Origin of the sequence: Burkholderia sp. AU33545 (assembly GCF_020419685.1) — a bacterium.
Taxonomy (GTDB): domain Bacteria; phylum Pseudomonadota; class Gammaproteobacteria; order Burkholderiales; family Burkholderiaceae; genus Burkholderia; species Burkholderia diffusa.
In genome coordinates, this window is the sequence record NZ_JAIZRQ010000001.1 from 785906 (window position 1) to 801275 (window position 15370).

12 protein-coding genes and 2 pseudogenes are annotated in these 15370 nt (G+C 60.1%); 12 read left to right on the forward strand and 2 right to left on the reverse strand.

Features of this window, described 5'->3' with window-relative positions:
- From pstB to phoR, 4 genes are read left to right on the forward strand one after another with little or no spacing between them, the layout of a single operon-like run.
- Complete coding sequence (pstB, locus tag LGM71_RS03625; protein ID WP_059523444.1) at positions 1 to 849, forward strand: phosphate ABC transporter ATP-binding protein PstB; 849 nt, start codon at positions 1 to 3, stop codon at positions 847 to 849.
- A gap of 18 nt (positions 850 to 867) precedes the next feature.
- A complete protein-coding gene (gene phoU / locus LGM71_RS03630; protein WP_226114030.1) occupies positions 868 to 1572 on the forward strand; it encodes a phosphate signaling complex protein PhoU in 705 nt (234 codons plus the stop codon).
- 30 nt (positions 1573 to 1602) lie between these two features.
- A complete protein-coding gene (gene phoB, locus LGM71_RS03635) occupies positions 1603 to 2304 on the forward strand; it encodes a phosphate regulon transcriptional regulator PhoB (RefSeq protein ID WP_006750313.1) in 702 nt (233 codons plus the stop codon).
- A gap of 57 nt (positions 2305 to 2361) precedes the next feature.
- Positions 2362 to 3681: a phosphate regulon sensor histidine kinase PhoR gene (gene phoR / locus LGM71_RS03640; protein ID WP_059603622.1), complete on the forward strand. Its 1320-nt coding sequence runs from the start codon at positions 2362 to 2364 to the stop codon at positions 3679 to 3681.
- A 131-nt stretch (positions 3682 to 3812) separates the two neighbouring features.
- Here the strand turns inward: phoR and ppk1 are convergent, their stop codons facing one another.
- Positions 3813 to 5876, reverse strand: a complete 2064-nt coding sequence (gene ppk1, locus LGM71_RS03645; RefSeq protein ID WP_226114031.1) for a polyphosphate kinase 1 — start codon at positions 5874 to 5876, stop codon at positions 3813 to 3815.
- Between the two features lie 278 nt (positions 5877 to 6154).
- Here ppk1 and ppx point away from each other — a divergent pair, with 278 nt between their 5' ends.
- The gene (gene ppx, locus LGM71_RS03650; protein ID WP_059603629.1) at positions 6155 to 7669 is read left to right on the forward strand and encodes an exopolyphosphatase; all 1515 of its coding nucleotides are present in this window, start codon (positions 6155 to 6157) and stop codon (positions 7667 to 7669) included.
- Positions 7670 to 7723: 54 nt separating this feature from the next.
- Here the strand turns inward: ppx and LGM71_RS03655 are convergent, their stop codons facing one another.
- On the reverse strand, positions 7724 to 8164 hold the full coding sequence (locus tag LGM71_RS03655; protein WP_124626652.1) for a hypothetical protein: 441 nt from the start codon (positions 8162 to 8164) through the stop codon (positions 7724 to 7726).
- 266 nt (positions 8165 to 8430) lie between these two features.
- Here LGM71_RS03655 and LGM71_RS03660 point away from each other — a divergent pair, with 266 nt between their 5' ends.
- The 7 genes and pseudogenes from LGM71_RS03660 to LGM71_RS03690 all read left to right on the forward strand — a co-directional run.
- Positions 8431 to 9207: an integrase arm-type DNA-binding domain-containing protein gene (locus LGM71_RS03660; protein ID WP_226114032.1), complete on the forward strand. Its 777-nt coding sequence runs from the start codon at positions 8431 to 8433 to the stop codon at positions 9205 to 9207.
- A gap of 254 nt (positions 9208 to 9461) precedes the next feature.
- A pseudogene (locus LGM71_RS03665) lies at positions 9462 to 10530 on the forward strand (alpha/beta hydrolase); the annotation flags it as partial.
- Positions 10524 to 11561, forward strand: a complete 1038-nt coding sequence (locus LGM71_RS03670; protein ID WP_319000367.1) for a T6SS immunity protein Tli4 family protein — start codon at positions 10524 to 10526, stop codon at positions 11559 to 11561. The pseudogene LGM71_RS03665 and the gene LGM71_RS03670, both read left to right, overlap by 7 nt.
- Before the next feature lie 11 nt (positions 11562 to 11572).
- Complete coding sequence (locus LGM71_RS03675) at positions 11573 to 11860, forward strand: PAAR domain-containing protein (RefSeq protein WP_226114033.1); 288 nt, start codon at positions 11573 to 11575, stop codon at positions 11858 to 11860.
- A 402-nt stretch (positions 11861 to 12262) separates the two neighbouring features.
- The gene (locus LGM71_RS03680; protein ID WP_226114244.1) at positions 12263 to 12763 is read left to right on the forward strand and encodes an Imm6 family immunity protein; all 501 of its coding nucleotides are present in this window, start codon (positions 12263 to 12265) and stop codon (positions 12761 to 12763) included.
- Positions 12723 to 13055, forward strand: coding sequence for a hypothetical protein (locus LGM71_RS03685; RefSeq protein ID WP_226114034.1), 333 nt, complete (start codon positions 12723 to 12725; stop codon positions 13053 to 13055). Before LGM71_RS03680 ends, LGM71_RS03685 begins: the two co-directional genes overlap by 41 nt.
- A 252-nt stretch (positions 13056 to 13307) precedes the next feature.
- Positions 13308 to 15365: pseudogene (locus LGM71_RS03690) on the forward strand (type VI secretion system Vgr family protein); the annotation flags it as partial.
- Positions 15366 to 15370: the final 5 nt, after the last annotated feature.

The following is a 15370-nucleotide window of genomic DNA, read 5'->3' on the forward strand; positions in this document are numbered from 1 at the left end:
ATGAATATGGCAGAAAGCCACCTGAATCCCGTCGAGCGCACCGCTGCGCCCGCCGGCACGCAAGATGCGGCACATGGCCGTCCGCTGGCGCCGCTGAACGCGAAGATCGAGGTCAACAACCTCAACTTCTTCTACAACAAGTTCCACGCGCTGAAGAACATCAACCTGCGCATTCCCGAAGGGAAGGTGACGGCGTTCATCGGTCCGTCGGGTTGCGGCAAGTCGACGCTCCTGCGCACGTTCAACAAGATGTACGCGCTCTATCCGGAGCAGCGCGCCGAAGGCGAAATCCTGATGGACGGCGAGAACCTGCTGACCACCAAGCGCGACATTTCGCTGCTGCGCGCGCGGATCGGCATGGTGTTCCAGAAGCCGACCCCGTTCCCGATGTCGATCTACGACAACATCGCGTTCGGCGTGAAGATGTTCGAGAAGCTCACGCGCTCGGAGATGGACGATCGCGTCGAGTGGGCGCTGACGAAGGCCGCGCTGTGGAACGAAGTGAAGGACAAGCTGAACCAGAGCGGCTACGGGCTGTCCGGCGGCCAGCAGCAGCGTCTGTGCATCGCGCGCGGTATCGCGATCCGTCCGGAAGTGCTGCTGCTCGACGAGCCGTGCTCGGCGCTCGACCCGATCTCGACGGGCCGCATCGAGGAGCTGATCGCGGAGCTGAAGAGCGACTACACGGTCGTGATCGTCACGCACAACATGCAGCAGGCTGCGCGCTGCTCGGACTACACGGCCTACATGTACCTGGGCGAACTGATCGAATTCGGCGAAACCGAAAAGATCTTCATCAAGCCGGTGCGCAAGGAAACGGAAGACTACATCACCGGCCGTTTCGGCTGATGACGGAGAATCACAACCATGTCGGATAAACATCTGTCGAGCCAGTTCGACGCGGACCTGAATGCCGTGTCGTCGAAAGTGCTGGAAATGGGCGGACTCGTCGAGTCGCAGATCGTCGGTGCGATGCATGCGCTGAACGAATTCGACCGCGAGACGGCCGAGAAGGTGATCGCGGCCGAGGAAACGCTGAACGCGATGGAAGTCGACATCGACCAGGAGTGCGGCAACATCATCGCGCGGAGGCAGCCAGCCGCGCGCGATCTGCGTCTTCTGATGTCGATTTCGAAAACGATTACGAACCTCGAGCGCGCCGGCGACGAGGCCGAGAAGATCGCGAAACGCGTGCGCCGCCTGATCGACGAGCCGGCCGCGCGTGCGGTGAACATCGCCGAGATCAAGGTGTCGGGCGAGATGGCCGTGACGATCCTGCGCCGCGCACTCGACGCATTCGCGCGCCTCGATACGGTAGCGGCCGCGCAGATCGTCAAGGACGACAAGGAAATCGACCTCGAATTCCGCGCGTTCTTGCGCAAGCTCGTGTCGTACATGCAGGAAGACCCGCGCACGATCTCGGTCGGCCTCGAGTACCTGTTCATCGCGAAGGCGATCGAACGGATCGGCGACCACGCGAAGAACATCGCCGAATTCATCATCTACATCGTGAAGGGCACCGACGTGCGGCACCAGCCGCGCGACACGCTCGATCGCGAAGCCAACAGTTAATCGACTCCGTAAGGAAGAACAGAGGTGCCGATGCCCAGCAACATTCTCGTCGTCGAAGATGAGCCCGCGATTTCCGAACTGATCTCGGTGAATCTCCAGCATGCCGGTCACTGCCCGATTCGCGCGTACAACGCCGAGCAGGCGCAGAACCTGATCAGCGACGTGCTGCCCGACCTCGTGCTGCTCGACTGGATGCTGCCGGGCAAGTCCGGCATTGCGTTTGCGCGCGACCTGCGCAACAACGAACGGACCAAGCACATCCCGATCATCATGCTGACCGCGCGTGGCGACGAGCAGGACAAGGTGCTCGGCCTCGAGATCGGCGCGGACGACTACGTGACGAAGCCGTTCTCGCCGAAGGAACTGATGGCGCGGATCAAGGCCGTGCTGCGCCGTCGCGCGCCGCAGCTGACCGAGGACGTCGTGTCGATCAACGGGCTGCGCCTCGATCCGGCCACGCATCGGGTCGCCGCGCACGGCGACGGCAGCGAGATCAAGCTCGATCTCGGCCCGACCGAATTCCGCCTGCTGCATTTCTTCATGACGCATCCGGAGCGCGTGCACAGCCGCACGCAACTGCTCGATCAGGTCTGGGGCGATCACGTGTTCGTCGAAGAACGTACCGTCGACGTCCATATCAAACGATTGCGCGCGGCCTTGAAACCGGCCGGTTGCGATGCGATGATCGAGACCGTGCGCGGCAGCGGCTACCGGCTCGCCAAGCACGCGTAACGTATCCGGACATGCCGTGTGCCACGGCATGCCGTTCATTCTTTCGGGCGCTGAAACATGAACATCATCTGGGCGCGCTTTCTCGTGTCGCTCGTGCTGCTCGTGCTGATCAGCGTATTGGTCGGCGTGTTCGCCGGCCCGATCGCGGGCCTCGGGTTCGCGGTCGTGATGCTGGTCGCGCAGGGCTTCTTCAGTACCTTCCATACGCAACGCCTGTGGCGTCTGCTCGATGCGCCCGTCTACGGCGAGGTGCCGAGCGCGCCGGGCATCTGGGGTGAAATCTACTACCGGCTGCACAAGCTCGCGAAGCAGTGGCATGCGCAGGTGCGGCAGGTCGAGCAGCAGCATTCGCGCTTCATCCAGGCGATCCAGGCGTCGCCGAACGGCGTCGCGATGCTCGACGACCATGACCAGATCGAGTGGTGCAACGCGATCGCCGAGGTGCATTTCGGCCTCGATGCGAAGCGCGACCTGCGCCAGCACATCACGAACCTGGTTCGTCATCCGGAATTCGTGCGCTACCTGAACGCGCAGCATTACGACGAGACGCTCGTGATGCGCGGGATGGGCGACTCGCGGCAGAACGTGCTGGAAGTGCAGGTGTTTCCGTACGGCGAGAACCGCAAGCTGCTGCTCACGCAGGACATCACGGAGCTCGAGCGCACCGACGCGATGCGGCGCGACTTCGTCGCGAACGTGTCGCACGAACTGAAGACGCCGCTCACCGTGCTGTCGGGCTTCCTCGAGACGATGCGCGAACTGCCGCTGAACGAGGAAGATCGCGCGCGCTATCTCGAGATGATGGAGCAGCAGGCGTCGCGGATGCGGCACATCGTCACCGATCTGCTGGTGCTCGCGAAGCTCGAGGGCGAAAGCAAGCCGCCGATGGATCACGCGATCGACATGCGTGCCGTGTTCGACCATCTGAAGGAGGATGCGCAGACGCTGTCGAACGGGCATCACGAGATTACGTTCACGATCGACGAGACGCTCGGCGTCACGGGCGCGCAGACCGAAGTGTTCAGTGCGTTCGCGAATCTCGTGACCAATGCGATCCGCTATACGCCGGACGGTGGCAAGATCTTCGTGTCGTGGCGGCGCGAGGGCGCGCAAGGCGTGTTCTCGGTCACCGACAGCGGCTTCGGCATCCCGGCCGCCGACCTGCCGCGGCTGACCGAGCGCTTCTACCGCGTCGACCGCAGCCGCTCGCGCGATACGGGCGGCACGGGGCTCGGCCTCGCGATCGTCAAGCACGTGCTGCAGCGGCACGACTCACACCTGTACGTGCAGAGCGAGGAGGGGCGCGGCAGCACGTTCACCGCGCGCTTCCCGGCCTCGCGAATCATCGCGATCCGGCCGGCCGCGTTCGAAGCATGAGCGCGTGACGCGAGTCGGGTGCCTGACGTCGGCATCCCAACGCAAATACGCCGCAAACAAAAAAGCACAGCCCACGGGCTGTGCTTTTTTGTTTGGTGGCGCGGCACGCGAAACCGCGCGCCGTCCCGTGTCTACGAACAGAACTTCGCGAGCAGCCCGAGCTGCGCGTTGCGGAGCGTCTTGCCCGCACGGCGCCGGCGGTAGTGGCCGTCGCTGAGCATCTGCCAGGCCGACTGGTTGTCGCCGAGGCAGACCGACAGCCCTTCGGCGATCACGCGGCGCTTCAGCTTGCGCTCGCGGATCGGGAACGCGACTTCGACGCGGCGGAACAGGTTGCGGTCCATCCAGTCGGCGCTCGACAGATAGACCTCCTCGGCGCCGCCCGCGTGGAAATAGTAGATGCGGTGGTGTTCGAGGAAGCGCCCGACGATCGAGCGCACCGTGATGTTTTCCGACAGCCCCGGCACGCCGGGCTTCAGCGCGCACACGCCGCGCACGATCAGGTCGACCTTGACGCCGGCCTGGGACGCTTCGTACAGCGCGGCGATCACCGACGGCTCCAGCAGCGCGTTCATCTTCGCGACCACGCGCGCGCGCTTGCCGGCGCGCGCATTGTCGATCTCCGCGCGGATCGATTCGATGATGCGCGGATGCAGCGAGAACGGCGACTGCCACAGCTCGTGCAGCGTGAGCTCGCCGCCGATCCCGGTCAGTTGCTGGAAGACGTGGTGGACGTCCTCGCAGATTTTCTGGTCGGCCGTCATCAGGCCGAAGTCGGTGTAGAGGCGGGCGGTGCGCGGGTGATAGTTGCCGGTGCCGAGGTGCACGTAGCGGCGCAGCGACGCCTTGCCGTTCTGCACGACGCGCCGCACGATCAGCATCATCTTCGCGTGGCACTTGTGGCCGACCACGCCGTACACGACGTGCGCGCCGACGGCTTCGAGCTGCGACGCCCAGTTGATGTTGGTTTCCTCGTCGAAGCGCGCGAGCAGCTCGACGACGACGGTCACTTCCTTGCCGTTGCGCGCGGCTTCCATCAGCGCGTCCATCAACGGCGAATCGGTGCCGGTGCGGTAGATCGTCTGCTTGATCGCGACGACGCTCGGGTCCTTCGCGGCCTGCTGCAGCAGTTCGAGCACCGGCTGGAAACTTTCGTACGGATGGTGCAGCAGGATGTCGCCGTCGTCGATCGCGTCGAACATCGTCGGCGCGTTGACGATCGCGGGCGGGATCGACGCGGCGAACGGCGCGAACTTCAGGTCGGGGCGATCGACGAGATCGGGGATCTGCATCAGCCGCACGAGGTTCACGGAGCCGGCCACGCGATAGCAGTCCTTCTCGCTGAGCAGGCTTTCCTCGAGCAGGCGCCGAACGATATGCGCCGGCGTATCGGCCGACACCTCGAGCCGTACCGCGTTGCCGAGGTGGCGCGCGGGCAGCTCGCCCTGCAGCGCGACGCGCAGGTTGGTGATTTCGTCCTCGTCGACGAAGAGCTCGCTGTTGCGCGTGATGCGAAACTGGTTGCAGCTCTTCACGACCAGTTGCGGGAACAGTTCGCCGACGAAGCGCTGCATGAACGAGCTGAGCAGCACGAAGCCGTGCTCGAAGCCCGACAGCGCCTGCGGCATGCGCACGACGCGCGGCAGCGCGCGCGGCGCCTGCACGATGCCCATCACCGCCTGGCGGCCGAACGCGTCTCGGCCCTCGAGCTCGACGACGAAGTTCAGGCTCTTGTTCAGCACGCGCGGGAACGGGTGCGCGGGATCGAGGCCGATCGGCGTCAGCACCGGCAGCAGTTCATCGAGGAAGTAGCGGCGCGCCCATTCGAGCTGCTCTTCGTTCCACGTGTCGCTCGCGTGGAAGTAGATGCCTTCCTGTTCGAGCGCGGGCAGCACGGTATCGTGCAGCATCGTGTACTGGCGGTGCACGAGCCGTTGCGCGCGCTCGACGACGAGGTCGTAAGCGTGCTGCAGCGACATGCCGTCGGGGGTCAGTGCGCCCGGGTTGTCGCGGATCTGTTCCTGAAGGCCGGCCATCCGGACTTCGAAAAATTCGTCGAGGTTGCTGCTCGTGATGCAGATGAAGCGGAGTCGCTCGAGCAACGGAATCTGCGGGTCAGCCGCCTGGGCCAGCACGCGCTCGTTGAAACCGAGGATGCCGAGTTCACGATTGAGAAGCGGATAGCGGACGGACATCGGCAGAGTAGGGGGTGATTCAGGCGATGATTCGAAAGGACGCTCGGAAACTCTCACGGTACGATGACGTGCTGATGACGATAATGTATTTATATCGGGAAATTCTACGCCTGAACCATTTTGTCTCATAAATGTTTCGGCCATATACAATCTACCCGTGTACATGCCCGTGAAGCGTGGCAACGGCAAGCGTTCCACGCTTAAAATGTCGCCTTTGATTGATCGCCCAGCGTGGCCGGCCGGCTGCCGCGGGCGAACGCGCACGGAGCCCCCTTCTGATGGTTACATCCCCCCACTTGCTGGCTGCCGTCGATCTCGGCTCGAACAGCTTTCGGCTGATCGTCGGGCGCGTCGAGGAAACGCCGGCGGGCAGCCAGATCTATCCCGTCGATGCGCTGCGCGAGCCCGTTCGACTGGCCGCGGGCCTGTCGAGCGACAAGATGCTCGATCGCGCGTCGCAGGAGCGTGGCTGGGAGGCGCTCAAGCGGTTCGGCGAGCGCCTGCGCGATTTCCATCCCGATCATGTGCGCGCGGTGGCGACCAACACGCTGCGCGTCGCGAAGAATGCGGGCGAATTTCTCGGCGAGGCCGAAGCGGCGCTTGGTTTTCCGATCGAAGTGATCGCGGGCCGCGAAGAGGCGCGTCTGATCTATGCGGGCGCCGCACATTCGGTGCCGGCGAGCGCCGGCAAGCGGCTCGTCGTCGACATCGGCGGTGGCTCGACCGAATTCATCATCGGCTCGCATTACACGCCGATCGTGATGGAGAGCCTCTACATCGGCTGCGTGAGCCATAGCCGCGCGTTCTTCCCGGCCGGCAACGTCGACGAATACACGATGCGGCAGGCCGAACTCGCGGCCAAGCGCGAGATCCAGATCATTTCCAGCGAGTACAAGAAGGCCGGATGGGACCAGGCGATCGGTTCGTCCGGCACGGCGCGTGCGCTCGCCGAGCTCGTCGAGGCGAACGGCTTCAACGACGCGGGCATCACGCACGGCATTTCACGCGGCGGGCTCGAACGCCTGAAGCGCGCGCTGATCAAGTCCGAGAACGTGAACCGGCTGAAGCTGATCGCGCTGAAGCCCGATCGCGTGCCGGTGCTCGCCGGCGGCCTCGCGATCATGCTTGCGGTATTCGAGGAGCTGGGGGTCGACTACGTCGATACCACCGACGGCGCGCTGCGTCTCGGCGTGCTGTATGACCTGCTCGGCCGGACCCAGCACGAGGACATGCGCGCGGTGACCGTCGAGGGCTTCACGCGCCGCTACGGCGTCGATCGCGCGCAGGCCGGGCGCATCGGTGCGCTCGCGGTGCGGTTCTACGACGAGCTCGACGAATCCGACGACGAAGAACGCGAGGAAGGCAGGATGTTCCTCGGTTGGGCCGCCGCGTTGCACGAGATCGGCCTGTCGATCTCGCACAGCTCGTATCACAAGCATTCCGCCTATATCGCGAGCAACGCCGACATGCCGGGTTTCTCGCGCACCGACCAGGCGCGCCTTGCCGCGCTCGTGCTCGGGCATGCGGGCAAGCTCGGCAAGCTGTCGCAGGCGCGCGACGTCGAATGGCCGCTGCTGTTCTGCCTGCGGCTCGCGGCGCTGCTGTGCCGGCGCCGGACCGATGCCGGGCTGCCGGACATTTCCGTGTCGCAGATGAAGAAGGGCGGGTATGAAGTGCGCCTGCCGGGCGCATGGGTCGAGCAGAACCCGCTGACCGACTACAGCCTCAGCCAGGAAGCGGCCGAGTGGGAGAAGGTCGGTATTCCGTACCGCGTGGTTTATACGGGCGCGTGACGCGCCGGCACGACGGCGGCGCGCTCGCGCCGCCAGGCTGCCCTTGCGATGCGCTCAGTCCGAGCACACGATCGCGGTCAGGAACGGGAATGCCTGCTTGACGGTCGCGTCGCTGCCGGCCTTGCGCACGGCCTGCTCGACCGCGTTCTTCGTGCCGCGCACCACGACGCCGTATGCCCAGTTGCCGATCGGCGTGCCATCGCCGGGCTGGAAAATCGGATCGTTCGCCTGGTAGCCGAGCACGACATAGACGCCGAAGCCGTAGGCGGTCAGCGGATGATTCGTGCGGAATGCGTTCACCGAATTCGATTCGACGTGCATCGGCTCCGACTGGATGTCACCTGCCGCGAGCAGCGGCGCGACGAACTTGTGGCCGTTCGAATGGCAGTCGAGCGCATCATCGAGCGACTTGGCCGATGCGACGCCGGACGCGCCGAGGGTGCCGATTGCGAGCAGCACGCCGAGCAGGGCAGTCTTGAAAACGTGGTTTTTCATGCGCGATTGCGGGTTGGTCGCGGACATTATCGCGTGTTCCCGCAATTTTCGTGCGCGGGCTGCGGGCGGTACGGCACCGGTGGCGCAAGCGGGCGGCGGACCAAACGAAAAAGGGCTGCAAGCGCGATGGCTTGCAACCCTTATCGTGTATCTCGTGGTCGGAGCGATAGGATTCGAACCTACGACCCTCTGATTCCAAATCGGGTGTCCCTACTATTTTTCAACGTCGCTGGCGATCGATGGAAGTTATAAATCATTGATTTGATGTGGAACTTAAGCTCATTGCGATTTGCTGTTCCGACCCACAACGCTGGATCGAAGCGTTGCCGATGCCAGAGAAGGGCTGGAAGTATTACAACGACACGAAGGTGAGTGGTCTCGCGATCGGCATCGGCCCGAGCGGCGTCAAGACGTTCATTCTCTATCGGAAAGTCAATCGTAAGTCAGACCGAATCAAGATTGGGCGCTATCCCGATCTGACGGTTGATAAGGCGAGGACGCACGCTCTGACCCTGATCGCAGACATCGCCGGTGGGACGAATCCAGCCGAGCTGAAGCGTGCCCGTCGCGCGGAGATGACTTTTGGCGAGCTGTTTGACCAGTACTACGAGAATCGCAGCGTTCCGCACAAAAAGACGGCAGCGGAAGACAAGCAGAAATTCGAGGAATACCTTTCGAGTAATGGGGACGGTATCAACCTCGCGTCGCGGCAGCTATCGGAAATCACGACGGCGACAGTTGCTCAACTGTTCATCAAGATCAGCAAGGATCACAAGGTGATGGCGAGCCGGGTGCTTGCGCTTGTCAGCAGTATCTTTGGCAAGGCGATCGAATGGGGAATCTGGAACCAGATCAATCCATGCCACGGTATCCGCAAACATAGCGAAGTCAGCCGGGATCGCTTCCTGCAGCCGGACGAACTGCCGAAGTTCTTCGAGCAGGTGCTGGCATATCCGAATGCCACGGTGCTGGACTACATCTTGGTCAGCCTGCAGACTGGCGCGCGCAGAGGAATGTTCTTGCGATGCGTTGGGAACAGGTGATCCCGACCGAGCGGAGTGGCGTATCCCGGATACAAAAAATGGAACGCCGCAAAGCGTTCCGCTGGTTCCTGATGTGGTGGCTATTCTGCGGGCGCGGGATAAAGAGCGAGGGGACTCGCCGTTCGTGTTTCCAGGTTCTGGCGAGGCGGGACATCTCGTGTCACCGAAGAAGGCATGGAGGATCATCCTCGATATGGCTGGCATCGCCAATCTCCGGTTGCATGACCTGCGCCGCACGATGGGCTCGTGGCAAGCATGGCGGCAAGGCGATTATCCTGACGCACTCGATGGGCGGGTTGGTGGCTCGGATTGCGATTGCCATGCACGGGGCAGGGAGTATTCCACAACGTGCTGCCGGCGACCGGGGCGCCGATCGCGGCGAAGCGGTTCCGTACCGGCGGTGGAAGCGAGGGTTCGATAGACGGTTTCATCAATGGTGCCCTGCTCGGGCGTAATGCGAACGAATTTGTGGCGGCGGCCGCGAATGCACCGGAGGCGCTCGAGTTGCTGCCGATGCCGGATTATCACAACGGTGAGGCATGGTGGATTTTTGCACGGCTCGATGGCACACCGGTGATGGAGTTTCCGAAAGATGGGAGCGCATATGCGCAGATTTATACCAATTCGAAATGGTACGGCTTGGTGCCGGAGCAGTCGACATCGTTGCTCGACCCGGCAGGAATCATCCAGGTACGACTCGTACGCTAACCCAATAAAGTCCACCGTATCTGAGAATTTCAGCAAGGTAATGAAAAAGGTGGTTGAGAATCAAACCAATATAAAGTGCGCCTACTACGATAATACGTATGTGGCTTACGGGGATGGGGAGTTGAAACCCAAGGGAGCAACCGAATCGGGCGACAATCACGGCAAACCCACAATCGAGAAAGGCAAGAAGCTGACCGATTTGTTGGCATGGGGCACGGTGATCTGGAAGGGAAACGTGCCCGCAGGGTAACGGCGGAGGAACTGAGCGCCGCGCGGATCTTGCACGATACGCACAGCGGCACGCTACGCGTGCACTTGGATTCGCGCAACGTCACCATCGAATTCGAGGTTCAGAAACAGCCTAAGCTACCGCCTGACAGCAAAGTCCCCGATCCTAAGAAGAACGGGATCATCCCAGGTGAGGGTACCGTGCCGGTCTGGTCGGCCGAAGCTCCTGCTTACGGTGTAAATGGTGGAGCGGCCCACGGTGTACAAGTGGTATTTGACCAAGGGGGCTACGTGCATCAGGAAAGCTACAACCAGCCGTGGACTCGCTGGGCGTTGCTCTACAGTATCGTGCAAATCGCACAAGATGCAAAGGAGCCGCAATGCTGACACGTATTGGACGATTGCTGTTTTTTGTAGTGGGCATCTGCGCCTGTTCGATCAGTTTTTCTGTGGAACCGACGATGACGAATCCTCTGCTGTCCAAACCGCGCCCGTGGTGTGTCGGACGCTTCGTGTTCAATCGACCTGCGACGAGCGAACTCACGAATCAACGATATGGGTTTTGGGGGGATAAGCTGGAGACACAACACAATGTTGCTATTGCTACATATCAGACAAAAGTCGGAGGTTTGGAGAAAAAATTAAAGACGGAAAAAAGAATCGACCCCGGAAATAATAACAAATTGAATCACGTATGGCTGGAAAGAGAAATCTCTCCAAGAGCAAATGCAAAGGTATTTGCTTACGTGGATGCGTATACGGAAGGTGTAAAATTACCTTTCGATACGGAGGGTTATATCTACGAAAACAACACGTTATTCCATACAACCGGGTCATTTGGTTCGACCGGTTTGGACAAGTTTGAACCTGTTTACACGGACCTCTATCGGCGCATCAAGGCACGTGACAATTGGTCGGTGCCGACCGAGTCGGGGTTCTGCTTTGACGGCGGCATAGCCACGGGTTCGTCGACCTTCTCCGAGGAGGTCAGCCAGTCGTTCGCGTTGATGCCGGGGCGGCCAGCGCTGCTCGTGATCCAGATGCGCGAATCGGTAACCGGCGACCAGAAATCGCCACTGACCAAGACGTTGCCTGATCTGCGCGCGAAGATGGATCAGATATCGAGCGGGAGCTATCGCATTCTGCGGCAGGGCAAGCGCACGGTGGCCGGGATGGTTGCCGAGGAAGTGCTGTTCGCGTTGAAGGAAGGCGAGATTACGTCGTACCGTTTCTATCTGCTCGCGCCAGGTGATCCGAGTACGTTGGCGAAGCCACATACGGCGATTCAATTGCTCTTAGGCGCACCCAGTCCCGACCTGTCGCCCGACCAGGCAAGTTCGCCGGTGGACGAGGCTGGTGCGCTGCAAACGTGGGACACACTGCTGAACAGCCTGCGACTGCGGCCTGGCGCAGTCTGAGCGGAGGCGACATGCGACGCTACGACATAGTGAAGGGTGACGCGACGACAGTCGGAGGCATCGTGCAGGGTGGTGACGGACAAGACATGCTGCACGACCGCGAACAAGCGTATGAACACGATCCGGTATGGTGCCCGGTGTGCAAGACACTCGGCGTGATCGAGGGCGACGGCCCACGTCATTCGAGCACCGGACCGGATTGCCGACAGTCGGCGCTGAGTGACGACCTCTGTCCGTGCGCATGTCCGATTCCGCCGAAACTGGTGGCGTCACAGTCGGCATCGTATACGGAGGTTTGACCGACGGAGAAGGAGAACGACATGCCCCGAACGATCGCAGGTCGGGTTGTACTGCTGGTGCTGGCAGTGAGTGTTACGGGGTGCGCTTCGACCGGAATATTGAGCAGCGTCATGTAGTTCTCCGTACTCGACACTAGGCCGATGCCCTTGACGAAAACCCTCTGTTTACGCGTTATGCTGAGGAAGACCTCTTTAATAGAGTGGCGCAGCAAATTGATTCGAGTGGATTGAAGAGTGCTGATTTGGCCGGAAAGACCCTTGATGTGCAGATTTCAAATATGAGCGGCGTTTGCAATAAATGCACTACCGGATTGACAGGGTCTTCGGATTTGAGTGGTGTGGTTCAACAATTTAGTAATCGGTATCCAAATTTGACGGTAAGGATTTCTGCAGTTGGCGGAAATGCAATGCCCGGACGTACAACCATTGTGGTTCGCGGAGGAAAGATTGCTAACTGATATCGTAAATAAGCTGATGGCTATGCCGTGGGAGAAACGAATTATTTCACTGCTTGCGATGGCAAACCGCGCAAACGAGACGATCAAGGCATCGCATCCGGAGAGTTTTAAATTGTGCGAGCGCGCCTTGGTTGCTTGTAAAGATTGGTTGGATGGCAAGCCTATCACCCCGGAAAGCTTGGCGTTCTACCTTGATGCAGATGAAACTGAGAATCCGTGGATGCAGGAGTCCCTATTTAGAGGCAACCCTGCTGGTCTGAATGCACTTGTATTTATGACCATGGTAATTGGTCATGTCGCACATCTTGCATACGTAAACTCGGGAAAATCGAAATATATGTCGGAGATAATTTCCGAGGCTGGCTCGAACATTTTGGAATCGATTGTCGAATACGGTGCGCCGTATGGATTATCTGAATTTTCGCTTTCTGGGACAGAAAATTGACGATGTCGGACTCCAGGAGGGCGTGGTACCCGTGGTAAGGGATGATCCTTTCTGGTCCGTCTACTTCAACGGCCTGGGTGTTGCAATAGCGAATGCGCTTGAAGACCAACGTGACCCTCACGCGCGTTCATACCGCTTCCGGCGCGACGGCACCGAGGAGTTGTTTGACAGAAGCTTCTCGTGGCGATCGTTCCGAGAGGCTACCGTTGCTGAGGCTCGCAGCCTGCCTGACGATGCGATAGTTGTTCAGACCGACGTTTCCAGCTTCTATGAGCATGTTTCGCATCATTAAGTTCAAAACTCAATCAACGACCTTTTTCCTGACGGCCGGGTTGGCAACCAGATCACCGCGCTACTAGGGAAATTTTCGGCGGGCCGCTCGTTCGGGCTTCCTGTCGGCGGCCAAGCGTCGCGCGCACTGGCTGAACTATTCCTGAATCCGTTCGATCAGCGGATGACCGTCAGCGAAATCCGGTGGTTCCGGTACGTTGACGACTATGTGCTCATCGCACCGTCGAACGCCGATGCGTACCGCGCGTTGTCGGTACCCTCGCGCTCGTACTGCCGTCAGAGTGAGACGGACTGGAATTTTGTCCATCGATTGATGGAAGAAGAAGGCTTGTTCGGCTTTTGGCGTCAGGACAACGAGGGGAAGTCGCATAGGTTCGTCGTGACCGACGACATTTACTCGCTTGATGAGGTCTCGCCCAAACAGGTCGGATTCTCGAGGTCGGGCACAAGTAACGAAACGGGCGCATTTACGCAATGGGCAGGGTCGCGGACGTTGCAGAGTACCGTGTACACGACGCGCACGTTTGACTATAAGGCGCCGTCCTCGCTGGCCAATCCCAAAGGTACGACGTTGCCGACGATGGCCGGTCAAGGAAATTTACCTGAGCAGGCTGAAGTCTACGAATATACCGGTGCCTACACGTATTTGAACCAGGATCGCGGTGAGCATCTTTCGAGGATTCACCTAGAAGAATGGGAGTCGAGGGCAAAGCGATTCCTTGGTATCGGAGGTGTTCGGACTATCGATGCCGGCCGTCGATTCATACTGACGGGCCATCCTGAGCACGATCATGATCAAGCCGGGCAGCGAGAATTCGCTGCGATCAAAGTGCGTCGGTACATTGAGAACAACCTGCCGTTATCGAATCACGAAGCGAACTTTCCGTATAGCTTGCAGAGTGAACTAGCACAGGCGAAGTTCGAACAAACGGGAGAGGTCGTCACTCACGAAGACGGCTCGGCAGGTTTTTATCTAGTCGAAGTCGAGGCGCAGCGCGTGACGGTTCCGTATAGGAGCCCGTTCGAGCACAAGAAGCCAACGATGGAGTTAGAGACGGCAATCGTCGTTGGGCCGCAGGGCGAAGAGGTGTACACGGATGCACTGAATCGCGTAAAGGTCATGTTCGTTTGGGACCGACAGAACTCAGGTAACGCAAATGCCTCGTGCTGGGTGAGAGTCGCGCAGTCAGACACGGGCGGCGGCTACGGAAGCGTGCACGTTCCGAGAGTCGGTGAGGAAGTCCTAGTGGGCTACATAGGCGGAGATTGTGATAGGCCTATAGTCCTGCATCGTGTCTACAACGGTAGCGTTCAGCCGCAATGGCATAGCAACGGCATCTTGTCCGGCTACCGTTCGAAGGAGTATTTGGGGAGCGGTTATAACGAGATGGTCCTTGACGATGCGACAGGACAGAATCGAGCCAGATTGTTCAGCAGTACAGGGAACAGCTTGCTTCACCTCGGATATCTGATCGAGCAAAACGGCAACACACGCGGTGCAATTCTTGGTTCAGGCTTCGACTTGAAGACGGACTTGTCTGGTGCCGTACGTGCCGCGCAGGGGCTGTACGTCACTACGTATCAGAAACAGGTAAATAGCCAGCAACTCGATGTGAGTGAGGCGCAGCAACAGCTCACTGGGGCTGAGGGCGCCATTGAGGCTATGTCGCAGGTGAGCCAGCAACACCAAGCGGAAAGTCTCGGTGCTGGCCGCGAGGCGTTGAAGACATTTACCAACGCGACTCAGGGCACCGTACAGGGCTCGCAATCAGGTGGCAGGACCGGAGACGGTGGCATGGGCAGCGCGAACGCGTTCAAGACCCCCGTCATGTTGTTCGCAAGTCCATTGGGGATTGCGTTATCGACGCCGCAATCGGTGCATATCGCGAGCGATCAGCAAACCAATTTCGTCAGCGGGCAGAGTACATTTATCGCCAGTCGAAAGTCGCTGGTGGCGAGTGTCGCGGAGAAGATAAGTCTGTTTGTGCAGAACGCTGGGATGAAACTGTTTGCAGCCAAAGGGAGGGTGGAAATTCAGGCACAGGGGGCCGAATTGGACATGGCGTCGCAGAAGGACCTCTCAATCAAGAGTGTGGGAGGTAAGGTTGTAATTGCTGCGGCACAGGAAATTGGACTCTATGTGGGTGGCTCGTATATTCGCATCACTTCGTCGGGTATCGAGAACGGTACGGTAGGACAGATCAGGGAGCGCTGCTCATCCTGGGACGTTGAAGCCGCTGATTCAAAACAGGTACCTATGCCGTCGTTTTCTTCGGGCGAAGTTGCAAACACATATCTCCATTCCCTGTAATTTTA

Excerpts from the sequence above, each read along its gene's own strand:
- LGM71_RS03670 (WP_319000367.1), top strand. The coding sequence starts at position 10,524 with ATGCTGACACGTATTGGACGATTGCTGTTTTTTGTAGTGGGCATCTGC.
- phoB (WP_006750313.1), top strand. The coding sequence starts at position 1,603 with ATGCCCAGCAACATTCTCGTCGTCGAAGATGAGCCCGCGATTTCCGAA.
- phoR (WP_059603622.1), top strand. The coding sequence starts at position 2,362 with ATGAACATCATCTGGGCGCGCTTTCTCGTGTCGCTCGTGCTGCTCGTG.
- LGM71_RS03685 (WP_226114034.1), top strand. The coding sequence starts at position 12,723 with ATGGATTATCTGAATTTTCGCTTTCTGGGACAGAAAATTGACGATGTC.
- LGM71_RS03680 (WP_226114244.1), top strand. The coding sequence starts at position 12,263 with ATGCAATGCCCGGACGTACAACCATTGTGGTTCGCGGAGGAAAGATTG.
- LGM71_RS03655 (WP_124626652.1), bottom strand. The coding sequence starts at position 8,164 with ATGAAAAACCACGTTTTCAAGACTGCCCTGCTCGGCGTGCTGCTCGCA.
- ppx (WP_059603629.1), top strand. The coding sequence starts at position 6,155 with ATGGTTACATCCCCCCACTTGCTGGCTGCCGTCGATCTCGGCTCGAAC.
- LGM71_RS03675 (WP_226114033.1), top strand. The coding sequence starts at position 11,573 with ATGCGACGCTACGACATAGTGAAGGGTGACGCGACGACAGTCGGAGGC.
- pstB (WP_059523444.1), top strand. The coding sequence starts at position 1 with ATGAATATGGCAGAAAGCCACCTGAATCCCGTCGAGCGCACCGCTGCG.
- ppk1 (WP_226114031.1), bottom strand. The coding sequence starts at position 5,876 with ATGTCCGTCCGCTATCCGCTTCTCAATCGTGAACTCGGCATCCTCGGT.
- phoU (WP_226114030.1), top strand. The coding sequence starts at position 868 with ATGTCGGATAAACATCTGTCGAGCCAGTTCGACGCGGACCTGAATGCC.